10 protein-coding genes and 2 tRNA genes are annotated in these 10504 nt (G+C 71.5%); 5 read left to right on the forward strand and 7 right to left on the reverse strand.

All coding sequences use genetic code 11. The features are described 5' to 3' along the window. Positions 1 to 66: 66 nt before the first annotated feature. Together tig and MWU75_RS05380 are read right to left on the reverse strand one after the other, a co-directional pair. The gene (gene tig / locus MWU75_RS05375) at positions 67 to 1719 is read right to left on the reverse strand and encodes a trigger factor (protein ID WP_247088747.1); all 1653 of its coding nucleotides are present in this window, start codon (positions 1717 to 1719) and stop codon (positions 67 to 69) included. A 25-nt stretch (positions 1720 to 1744) separates the two neighbouring features. After that, positions 1745 to 1818 (reverse strand) — tRNA-Pro (locus MWU75_RS05380). A gap of 87 nt (positions 1819 to 1905) precedes the next feature. On the opposite strand from MWU75_RS05380, the gene MWU75_RS05385 reads away from it, so the two are divergent. After that, positions 1906 to 1979, forward strand: a tRNA-Gly gene (locus MWU75_RS05385). A 1-nt stretch (position 1980) separates the two neighbouring features. Here the strand turns inward: MWU75_RS05385 and MWU75_RS05390 are convergent. Continuing rightward, positions 1981 to 2799 (reverse strand): maleylpyruvate isomerase N-terminal domain-containing protein, encoded by an 819-nt coding sequence (locus tag MWU75_RS05390; protein ID WP_247088748.1) that lies wholly within the window; start codon positions 2797 to 2799, stop codon positions 1981 to 1983. Positions 2800 to 2881: 82 nt separating this feature from the next. After that, positions 2882 to 3415 (reverse strand): peptidase, encoded by a 534-nt coding sequence (locus tag MWU75_RS05395; protein WP_247088749.1) that lies wholly within the window; start codon positions 3413 to 3415, stop codon positions 2882 to 2884. Positions 3416 to 3593: 178 nt separating this feature from the next. On the opposite strand from MWU75_RS05395, the gene MWU75_RS05400 reads away from it, so the two are divergent. The 3 genes from MWU75_RS05400 (at position 3594) to MWU75_RS05410 (ending at position 4978) form a co-directional block, all read left to right on the forward strand. Continuing rightward, on the forward strand, positions 3594 to 4235 hold the full coding sequence (locus tag MWU75_RS05400; protein ID WP_247088750.1) for an SIMPL domain-containing protein: 642 nt from the start codon (positions 3594 to 3596) through the stop codon (positions 4233 to 4235). A 132-nt stretch (positions 4236 to 4367) separates the two neighbouring features. Continuing rightward, positions 4368 to 4601, forward strand: a complete 234-nt coding sequence (locus MWU75_RS05405) for an antitoxin (RefSeq protein ID WP_247088751.1) — start codon at positions 4368 to 4370, stop codon at positions 4599 to 4601. A gap of 146 nt (positions 4602 to 4747) precedes the next feature. After that, positions 4748 to 4978 (forward strand): antitoxin, encoded by a 231-nt coding sequence (locus MWU75_RS05410; RefSeq protein WP_247088752.1) that lies wholly within the window; start codon positions 4748 to 4750, stop codon positions 4976 to 4978. A 127-nt stretch (positions 4979 to 5105) separates the two neighbouring features. Here MWU75_RS05410 and MWU75_RS05415 read toward each other — a convergent pair whose 3' ends face one another. Then, positions 5106 to 5807 (reverse strand): prolyl oligopeptidase family serine peptidase, encoded by a 702-nt coding sequence (locus tag MWU75_RS05415; protein WP_247088753.1) that lies wholly within the window; start codon positions 5805 to 5807, stop codon positions 5106 to 5108. 32 nt (positions 5808 to 5839) lie between these two features. On the opposite strand from MWU75_RS05415, the gene MWU75_RS05420 reads away from it, so the two are divergent. Continuing rightward, positions 5840 to 7030 (forward strand): thiolase family protein, encoded by a 1191-nt coding sequence (locus MWU75_RS05420; RefSeq protein WP_247088754.1) that lies wholly within the window; start codon positions 5840 to 5842, stop codon positions 7028 to 7030. A 389-nt stretch (positions 7031 to 7419) separates the two neighbouring features. Here MWU75_RS05420 and MWU75_RS05425 read toward each other — a convergent pair whose 3' ends face one another. Together MWU75_RS05425 and MWU75_RS05430 are read right to left on the reverse strand one after the other, a co-directional pair. Next, positions 7420 to 8955, reverse strand: a complete 1536-nt coding sequence (locus MWU75_RS05425) for a methylmalonyl-CoA mutase family protein (protein ID WP_247088755.1) — start codon at positions 8953 to 8955, stop codon at positions 7420 to 7422. Then, entirely contained in the window at positions 8952 to 10502 is a 1551-nt protein-coding gene (locus tag MWU75_RS05430; protein WP_247088756.1) for an AMP-binding protein, read from the reverse strand. The genes MWU75_RS05425 and MWU75_RS05430 overlap by 4 nt, the downstream gene beginning before the upstream one ends. Between the last annotated feature and the right edge of the window lie 2 nt (positions 10503 to 10504).

The following is a 10504-nucleotide window of genomic DNA, read 5'->3' on the forward strand; positions in this document are numbered from 1 at the left end:
GGAGACGACGACGCGGGCCGGTGGATCGCTCCGGCAGTCCGCGTCGGGGTGGTGTGCGGGGGTCGGTCAGGCCTTCTCGGACGCCTCGTCGGCGGCCTCGACATCAGCCAGCGCGGCCTCGACGTCGGAGACCTCGTCGGCCTCCTCGTCCGGGCTGTCGACGGAATCCACGCTGTCCACCGAGTCGGGACTGTCCACCGAGTCAACGCTGTCCACCGAGTCAACGCTGTCTACTGAGTCGGGGCTGTCCACCGAGTCCACGCTGTCGACGGGGTCAACGCTGTCGGCCGAGTCCCCGGCCCCGGCGCTTTCCTCGTCCTCGTCACCGGGGTCGATCTCGTTGAGGTCGACGACGTTGCCGTCGGTGTCCTTGACCGTGACGCTCTCCAGGACCGCGGCCAGGGCCTTGCGGCGTCCGACCTCGGCGACCATGCCGGGCACCTGGTTCTGGTTGTCGAGCTGCTGGGCGAACTCGTTGGGGTTCATGCCGTACTGCTGCGCGGTCATGATGAGGTACTCGACCAGCTCGTTCTGGCCGACCTCGATCTCGTCCCGCTCGACGAGGGCGTCCAGCAGGAGCTGGGTGCGGACGGCCTTGGTCGTGCTTTCGGTGACCTCGGCGCGGTGCACGTCGTCCTCGAGACGGCCCTCGTTCTCCAGGTGGCTGTGCACCTCGGCCTCGACGACCGAGTCGGGCACGGGGATCTCGACGATCTCGAGCATCTGCTCCAGGACCTTGTCGCGGGCCTGGACGCCCTGCTCGAACTTCGCACCCTGCTCGGACTGCTTGCGCAGGTCCTCCATGAGCTCCTCGAAGGTGTCGAACTCGGAGGCGAGCTGGGCGAAGTCGTCATCCGCGTCAGGCAGCTGACGCTCCTTGACCGACTGCAGGACCAGGGTGATGTCGGCGTCCTGGCCGGCCTTGTCGCCACCGGCCAGCGGTGCCGTGAACTCGATGGTCTCGCCGGCGGTGTGGCCGATCAGCGCCTCGTCCATGCCGGCGAGCATGGTGCCGGAGCCGATCTCGTAGGAGATGCCCTCGGCGGTGTCGACCTCCTCGCCGCCGGCGGTCGCCGTGATGTCGACGGAGGTGAAGTCACCATCCTGGGCGGCGCGGTCCACGCCGACGAGGGTGCCGAAGCGGGCGCGGAGGTTGTCCAGGCGGGTCTGCACGTCGTCCTCGTCGGCAGTGACCGGGTCGACCTCGACGGTGATGGTGCTGAAGTCGGGCAGCTCGAACTCGGGCACGACGTCGACCTCGGCCTCGAACTTCAGCTCCTGGCCGTCCTCCAGCGGCAACTCGGTCATGTTGACCTCGGGCTGCCCCAGCGGCTTGACGTTGTGCTCGGCCAGCGCCTGGGCGTAGTACTCGCCCATCGCGTCGTTGACGGCCTCCTGCACGACGGCACCGCGGCCGAAGCGCTGGTCGATGATGCGGTTGGGCACCTTGCCACGCCGGAAGCCCGGGATGTTGACCTGCTGCGCGATGGTCTTGTAGGCCGCATCCATCCGCGGCTGCAGCTCGGTGGAGGTGACCTCCACGCTCAGCTTCACCCGGGTCGGGCTCAGGGTCTCGACGGCACTCTTCACTCTGCGGCACTCCAGAATCTGGTCGTTGATGTTCGGGATCTGGGGATGCACCCACCCGACCGCGGCGACGCACCGGACCTCCCGGCATACTCCTCGCGGCCGGGCGCCGGCAACAGGGCAGCCGGACACCCACAGATCACCCCATGGTAATGGGTCGGGGTAGCCGGATTCGAACCGGCGGCCTTCCGCTCCCAAAGCGGACGCGCTACCAAGCTGCGCCATACCCCGCGCTCACCCTGTGCCGAGGGCGTTTCGGACCCGGCGCAGATGGGCAGTACAGTAGTCCCTCGCTGGCCGGCTCCGTGCCGACAGCACGCGGGTGTAGCTCAATGGTAGAGCCCCAGTCTTCCAAACTGGCTACGCGAGTTCGATTCTCGTCACCCGCTCCACTCAGCTCCACCGCACCCGCACCCGGTCGCGCCAGGTGTCCAGGAACCCCGCCGGGTCCTCGACCGCGTCAGCGACCGTGCGGTTCCACAGCGCCAGGTAGAGGCCGACCGGCGACCCTGACAACCGCACCTCCTCGACGTCGCCGCCCCCTGTCGCGGTCAGGGCTCGGTCTGCGCCGTCGTCATCCGCACCCGCCTCCGTGCCCACCCGCGTGGTGACCGCCGCACCGTCCCTGACCAGCACGGACCACCCCTGGTCGTGCCCAGTCGGTCTCACCCGCACCCGGACCGGGCCGACGTCGCTGAAGCGCGAGCTCCCGCGCGTGATGAAGCCGGTCAGCACCTCGTCGATGCCGTCCAGCGCGACCGCGTCAGCGATCTGCGTGTCCTCCGGCAGCGGGGGGCGTCCGAGCCGCGCCGCACGGGCGTCGACCGCGTGGATCGTCGTCTCGTGGCACTGCCGGCGCGCCCAGAACAGCCGCGGCGGTGGCGCATCCTTGAGGAAGACCATCGCCTTGACGTCGTCCGGGACCTCCTCGAGGGTGGACACGAGCGCCTCGGCACCCTCGACCAACCACCCCACGGGGTCGGCAACCGCCTGACCCTCAGCGTTCCAGGTCGGTGGGTGGCTGGACTCCCCGCGGAGGTTGGCCCTGGCCCAGCGGTGCACCATCCCCTGGTGGGCGAGCAGCTTGCGCACGGTCCAGGCCGGGGCGGTCGGGACCTTGGCCTCGAGCCCGGCTCCTGCCGCGTCCGCCCCGAATGCGTCCACGGCGGCACGCAGCCCCGCCACGTGCGGCTCGACCGACCTGTGCTCCATCTGATCAGCATGCCAGTGAGCTCCGACACTGCTCGCTCGCGCTGGTCTCGGAGAACGCGTCGGCGGTCGACCGACAGGCTGCTCAGGCGACCAGCAGCAACGACAGCGCTGCGGTGTCGACGTCCCCCTGGAGGTCCACCCCCGACCTGGTCTCCAGCCGGGTGACGGTGCCCTCCATGTCCGCCTCGGCCCAGGCCGCACGGTGGTCCAGCCCGAGGTCGGGCACGCCAGGGAGCAGAATGCAGCCGGAGGCCGTGTCGTACTCCGGGACCGAGTGGAGCGTGCTGCCGGGCGGGTGGAGAACGGCCAGACCGGGCGGGGTGTGCTCGGCGAAGCGGCCCGGCGTCAGCGGGTTCTCCCCGACGAGCTGGCCCTCGGCGAGCACCAGACCGACCGCCTCGGTCGGTCCCTCGTCGGGCACCTCCTCCACGACCCGGAAGACGGTGCTGCCCCGGGGCAACATGCCGGGCACCGCCGCCATCTGCACGGCCAGGACCAGGAAACGGGCCCACTCGACCGGGTCCTCCGGCCAGCGGCCCAACAGCAGGAAACCGGAGAGGTAGCCACCGCGGTGCAGCGGCGCGACCTCGACCGGCGGGAGCTGACGATGCGTCATGGCGTCCTCCTGACCGTGCCCGACAGGACCGCGACGGACCGGGTCCGTCCCTCTCACCATGCCACGTCGGCGCCCGTTCGTGGATGACATTCGCACAACGATTGCGGCACGGCCCGGACACGACAACAGGCGACGACGAGCCCGTGCGGCCGGGTGCGGCTCGGCATACGATCTGGGAATGGCGAACCCCGGCACGCACGGCACGGACACGATCGAGGTCACCGGGCACGGTCAGGCGGTCGGCACGCCCGACCTCGTTGTCCTGGACCTGCGGCTGCAGGCCGAGGCGGACACTGTCGCGGCGTCCCTGGCGGCAGTCGCCGAGGCGACGCGGTCGGTGCTGGAGCGCACCGCCGAGCACCGCACCAACGACGTCCCGGGACCCCGGACCCGGGGGCTCAACCTGCACACCCGCACCGACCGCGAGGGCCGGCAGGTGCTGGGCTACACCGCCTCCCAGCAGTTGCGGCTCACCGTGGCGGGCACCGACCTGGCCGGTGAGGTGGTGACCGCCGTGTCCGGGGCCGCCGGCGATGCGCTGCGCATCGACGGGCTGTCGCTGACCGTGGCCGACCCGGCGGACCTCCAGGTCAGGGCCCGGGACGCGGCCTTCGACGACGCCCGCGAGCGTGCCGAGCAGTATGCCGAGCTGGCCGGGCGCAGCCTGGGTGCGGTGCGCACCGTGGTCGACGCGCCTTCGGGCCACGTCCCGATGCCGAAGCTGGCCCGGGCGGCCGCGTTCTCCGACGCCGCGATGCCCATCGAGGGCGGTGAGCACAGCGTGTCGGCGAGCGTGACCGTCACGTGGGATCTTGCGTGATCGCTGCGAGCGAGCAGACGCGGTAGGACACGCAGACGCCCTGCCCTCTGCGGTCGACAGGTCACCCAGGGAGTGTTTCGGTGGAGTTGCCAGGCCGAGCACTCGGCATACGAACACGGGAAGGCTGGTGTCATGGGGTTCATGGACAAGGTGACCGGCGCTGCGGATGAGCACAAGGACAAGGTGTCCGACGCGGTCGACCAGCACGGTGACAAGATCGACGGTGGCATCGAGAAGGCCGGCGACTACGCCGACGAAAGGACAGGCGGCAAGTACGCCGACCAGGTCGACCAGGGCCAGGACCGGCTCCGGGAGGGCGTGGACGGCCTCGGCAGCGGCGAGGGTGAGGACGACCCGCAGGGCTGAGTCCTCCCCGGGCCAGCGTGCGCGAATCGGTCACGGAGAGTTCGACATCGCCGCCGCAGGGGTCGACAAGGTGCCCTGCGGTGTGCGAAGTTGACTCCTGACCGGCCGGCAACCGATACCGGCTCGATGCACGGAAGGATCCGTATATGGGGATCATGGACAAGATCACGGGCGCCTTCGACCAGAACAAGGACAAGGTCTCCGACGCCGTGGACCAGCACGCCGACAAGATCGAAGAGGGCGTGGAGAAGGCCGGCGACTTCATCGACGACAAGACCGGTGGCAAGTACGCCGACCAGGTCGACCAGGGACAGGAGAAGGTCAAGGAGGGGCTGGACAGCCTCGACGGGCAGAAGGACGACTTCGGCCAGGCCTGATCCGTCACATCTCACGACGGAGCCCCGGCACCTGCCGGGGCTTCGTGGTGTCCAGGGCGCAAGCCGATAGCCGCAAGGGCGCTGCGCGAGGCCGGACGGTCACCTCGTTCGCCCAGGGTCCGGCCAGCTAGGCCATCCACCTCACGACGTCCGCCCAGTGCGGCTGCGCCGGGTCGATGAGCGTCAGGTGGTCGACCCCGGGCAGGAGCAGCTCGGTCACCGAGTCGCCCGCCGCCCGGGCGCGCGCCACGTAGTCCGCGCTGTGCGCCGGCGGCACCCGGGTGTCGGCGTCGCCGTGGACCACCAGGACCGGCCGCCCCACCGGCAGCCGGGCGATCGGCGAGCCGGCGGTATACGGCTCGGGACGCTCCTCCGGCGGCTCGGGGATGAACTCCTGCACCGCGTCCTCCCCCAGTCTCTCGGCCCTGGTCCGGGCCAGGTCGGTGACCGGCGCCAGCGCCACCACGGCGTCGACCGGCTGGGCGGCCAGCAGGGCCAGCTGCCCGCCGACCGAGTGACCGACGGAGACGAGTCGTCCGGGCCAGCCCCGCTCCACCCGCAGCCGGGCAACGAGCGCGAGCCCCGCGGCCACGTCCTGTGGTGTCTGCGGCCACCCACCGCCGGTGCCGACCCTGCGGTACTCCACGTTGGCCACCACCCAGCCGCGCCCCGCCAGGTCGGCGGCCAGCGGCTCCATCAGGTCGCGGGTGAAGCGCGCCCGCCAGTAGCCGCCGTGCACCAGGAAGGCGACCCCCGCCGCGGGGCCGACGGGCTCGGTGAGGTCGACCACCTGGTCGGGGTGATCGCCATACTCCAGGACGCGCCGCACGAGCCCATCCTGCACCCCGGCATGATGGACCCATGATCGGACACGACGCCTTCCTGATCGATGCCGTGCGCACCCCCTTCGGCAAGCTGCGCGGCGGACTGTCGCACGTGCGCACCGACGACCTCGGCGCGGTGCCGATCCGCTCGCTCCTGGCGCGGCACCCTGGGCTGGATCCGGCCACGATCGAGGACGTCGTCTACGGCAACACCAACGGCGCCGGTGAGGAGAACCGCAACGTCGCCCGCATGTCCGCGCTCCTCGCGGGGCTCCCGGTGACCGTGCCCGGCTCGACCGTGAACCGGCTGTGCGCCTCGGGCTCGGAGGCGCTGGTGCAGGCCTCCCGCGCGGTGGCGGTCGGCGACGCCCGCCTGGTCATCGCCGGCGGGGTGGAGGGCATGAGCCGGGCGCCCTACGTCCTGCCCAAGCCCGAGGAGGCGCTGCCCCGCCAGATGGAGCTGCACCAGACCACGGTGGGCTGGCGGATGGTCAACCCCACCTTCCCGGACGAGTGGACGATGTCGCTGGGGGCCAGCGCCCAGGCTGTTGCTGCTGCGCGCGGCATCGGCCGGGACGAGCAGGACGAGTATGCCGTGCGCTCCCATCAGCTGGTCCACGCCGCCTACGAGCGGGGCGCCCACGAGGGGTTCGTGGTCCCGCTCGAGGGCGTGGAGCGGGACGAGTCGTTGCGCCCGGAGGCTTCTGCGGAGAGCCTGGGTGCGCTGCGGCCGGCCTTTACGCCGGACGGCGCGGTGACGGCCGGCAACTCATCCCCGATCAACGACGGTGCGCTCGCGGCGCTGGTCGGCACGGCCGAGGCGGCTGCTGAGCTGGGCGTGGAGCCGATCGCCCGGATCGTCGGGTCACGCACCGTCGCCGTGTCACCGGAACTGTTCGCGGTGGCGCCCGTCCCGGCCATCCGGCAGCTGCTCGAGCGCGAGGGCCTGGGCTTCGACGACATCGACCTGTGGGAGATCAACGAGGCCTTCGCGGCGATGGTCCTCTCGGTCCTGCACGACCTGCCGGAGCTCGACCCGTCGAAGGTGAACGTCAACGGCGGCGCCATCGCGATCGGGCACCCGCTCGGCGCCAGTGCCCCGAGGGTCGTCGTGGACCTGGCCCGGGAGTTGGCCCGCCGCGGCGGCGGCCTCGGCATCGCCGCTGCCTGCATCGGCGTCGGTCAGGGCACCGCCGTGCTCATCGAGGTGCCACGCGTCGACGCCTGAGGCGAGTCCATCCGCCCGCACCTCCCGGAGACGTGACATCGGTGTCCCACCTGCACCAGCCCAGGACTGGTGCGCGTGCTGCTCCAGTGACAACGCTGGCGCACCTGCCACCCCAGTGACAACGCTGGCGCACCTGCCACCCCAGTGACAACGCTGGTGCACCTGCCGCTCCAGTGACAACAGTGGCGCACCTGCCACCCCAGTGACAACAGTGGTGCGGGAGGTGCACCAGTGTTCCTTTGGTGTGTGCCGTGCACCGATGTCACGTCTCCCGACAGCGGGCACCGCCACCGGGCGAGCCGCACCACCGGACAGGCCACACCCTGGGCACGGGCACGCCAGAGCCCGGCACGACGAGCGCCCTGAGCAGTCTCAGGCGCCGGCGCGCCTCAGAAGTCGGCGGAGGGTCGCCAGCTGCCGAGCTCGTCGCGCAGCACCGCGACGACCTCGCCGAGCGTGGCGTAGGCCTTGACCGCCTCGATCGTGGCGGGCATCACCGACCGGCCCGCAGCCACGTCCTCGGCGAGTCGTGCCAGGGCCGCGTCGACCGCGGCCTGGTCGCGGGTCTCCCGCAGCCGTCGCACCGAGTCGGCCTGATCCTGCTCGGTGCCGGGGTCGATCTCGAAGACCTCCAGCGGCTCGGTCTCGGCGGGGAACCGGTTCACCCCGACCACGACCCGCTCCCCCGACTCGACCGCCTGCGAGTGGCGGTAGGCGGCCTCGGCCAGGTCCCGGGCGAAACGCCCGGAGTTGATCGCCTCCAGCGCCCCGCCGCGCTGCTCGATGTCCTCCATCAGCGACCAGATCGAGGACTCGAGCTCGTCGGTCAGCTGCTCCACGGCATACGACCCGGCGAACGGATCGAGGGTCTGGGTGAGCCCGGTCTCGAAGGCGACCACCTGCTGGGTCCGCAGCGCCAGGGTCGCGGCGGCGGCCGTGGGCACGCCCAGGGCCTCGTCGTAGGCGGAGACGTGGAGGGTCTGGACCCCGGCGAGCGCCGCGACGGTGGCCTCGATGGAGGTCCGGGCGACGTTGTTCATCGGCTGCTGCGCGGTCAGGGTCGAGCCGGCGGTGAAGGCGAAGATCCGCAGCTGCTGGCTGCGCGGGTCCTGTGCGCCGTAGGTCTCCTTGAGCAGCCTGGCCCAGACGCGGCGCGCGGCGCGGAACTTGGCGACCTCGGGCAGCACGTCGGTAGTGATGGCCAGGAAGGTGAACAGCGTCGGGGCGACCTGGTCGACGTCGACGCCGCGCCGCACGCACTCGTCGAGATAGGCGCGGGCGTTGGCGAAGGTGAACGCGATCTCCTGCGTGGCCGAGGCCCCGGACTCGCGGATGTGGTAGCCGCTCATCGCCAGCGGGGTCCAGCGCGGCGTCTCGCGGGCGACGTGCTCGATGCAGTCGACGGCCAGCCGCAGCGACGCCTCCGGCGGGAAGATCTGGGTGCCGCGGGCGATGAACTCCTTGAGCACGTCGTTCTGGATGAACATGCCGAACTCGTTGGGGTGCACGCCCCGCTTCTCCGCGAGCGCCACGAACAGCGCGGCCCACAGGTAGCCGATCGAGTTGGCGGTGGTGCGCACCTGGGACAGCTCCTCCAGCGGGATGCCGTCCATCAGCACCTCGATGTCGGCGAGGGAGTCGATCGCGACGCCGACCCGCCCGACCTCCCCGACCGCCCGCGGGTCGTCAGAGTCGATGCCCATCTGGCTGGGCAGGTCCATCGCCACCGAGAAGCCGGTCACGCCCGCGTCGAGCAGGGCACGGAAGCGCTCGTTGGACTCCCGCGCGGTGCCGAACCCGGCATACTGCCCCATGATCCACACCCTGGGCTCGTCGCTGACCCCGCGGGTGTAGGGGTAGTCGCCCGGGTGCTCGGCCTCCGGCGGCGCGTAGTCGGTGCGCAGCGTCGGGTCCTCCCAGCTCACGACGTCGCTCCTTCCGCCGGCTCCTCCAGCTGGGCGCGGAGGACCTTCTTGGCGATCTTGCCGGTCGAGTTGAGCGGGAACTCGCCCACCACCCGCACCTCCTTGGGCTTCTTGTATGACGCCAGGCGGGTCGCGCAGAAGTCGCGGACCTGGTCCTCGGTCACCTGGGCACCGGCCCGGGCGGTGACCAGGGCGACGACGCGCTGCCCCCAGTCGGGGTCGGCGACCCCGACCACCGCGACCTCGTCGATGCCGGGGGCCTCGGCGATGACCTCCTCGACCTCGCGGGGGTAGATGTTGTAGCCGCCCGAGATGATCATGTCGCCCTTGCGGTCGATCAACCACAGGTGGCCGTCCTCGGACAGGCGCCCGAGGTCGCCGGTGTGCAGCCACCCGTCGACGACCGCCTTGGACAGGTCAGTGCGCTGCGCGGCGTTGTAGTAGCCGGCCATCACGTGGTCGCCGCGCGTGACGACCTCGCCGACCTCACCTGGGCGCAGCGGCTGGCCGTCCTCGTCGACGACGCCCAGCTCGACCCCGAGGGCGGGGCGGCCGGCGCTGGTGAGCAGCTCGGGCTCACCGGCCAGGCCGCGGGCGTGGTCGGCGGCGTCAAGCACGGTGACCGGGGGGATGGCCTCGACGAGCCCGTAGTACTGCACCAGGTGCGGAGTCAGCTCGTCGTGGGCGCGGCGCATCTGCTCCGGGGGCATCGGGGCGCCGGCGTAGCCGAGCATCTTCAGGCCGGCCAGGTCCTCGCGGGCTGCGCCGCTGGAGAGCAGGCGGGCGACCATCGTCGGGACGAGTGCGGTGTGCGTGGCGCCGCGCTCGGCGACGGACTCCAGGAAGGTCTGCGGGTCCCACGTCGGCAGCACCAGCTGCCGGGCGCCGGCCACCAGGAACGGCAGGACGAACAGGCCGGAGGTGTGCGTGACCGGCCCGGCGTGGACGTAGCAGTCGTCCGGGCCCGGCGGCCCGCCGAGCACGTCGAAGGTCATGTTGACGACCGAGGCCACCCAGTTGCGGTGGGTGCGCTGAGCGCCCTTGGGGTGGCCGGTCGTGCCGGAGGAGTAGTGCAGCCCGCACAGGTCGTCGGGGTCGCGCGGCGGCAGGAGACCCGGCGTGGCACCCGCGACGAGCTGCTCGAGCGAAGTCTCAGGACCGTCGCCGACCACCACGACGTGCTCGATCTGCTCACGCACGGGAGCGACGTCGGCGCCGAAGCGCTCGTGGTAGATCAGGCCGCGCGCGGCGCAGTCGCCGGCGATCCGCTGCCAGTCGGTGGGGTGGAGCCGGTAGTTCAGGGCGACCCGCACCAGCCCGGCGGCGCGGATCGCCAGGTCCGTCTCGAGGTATGCCGTGCTGTTGCTCTGCAGGTCCAGCACCCGATCACCCGGGTTGAGCCCGAGGGACAGCAGGCCGGCAGCGATCCTGGTGACCCGGTCGGCGAGCTCGGCGAAGGTGCGCCGGTCGGCGGTGTCCGATCCCTCCACCGCGACGCGGTCCCCGAAGCGGTGGCCGGCCCGGGTGACGAGCGTGCCGATGTCCATCT

Origin of the sequence: Ornithinimicrobium sp. F0845, assembly GCF_023015765.1 — a bacterium.
Lineage (GTDB): Bacteria > Actinomycetota > Actinomycetes > Actinomycetales > Dermatophilaceae > Ornithinicoccus.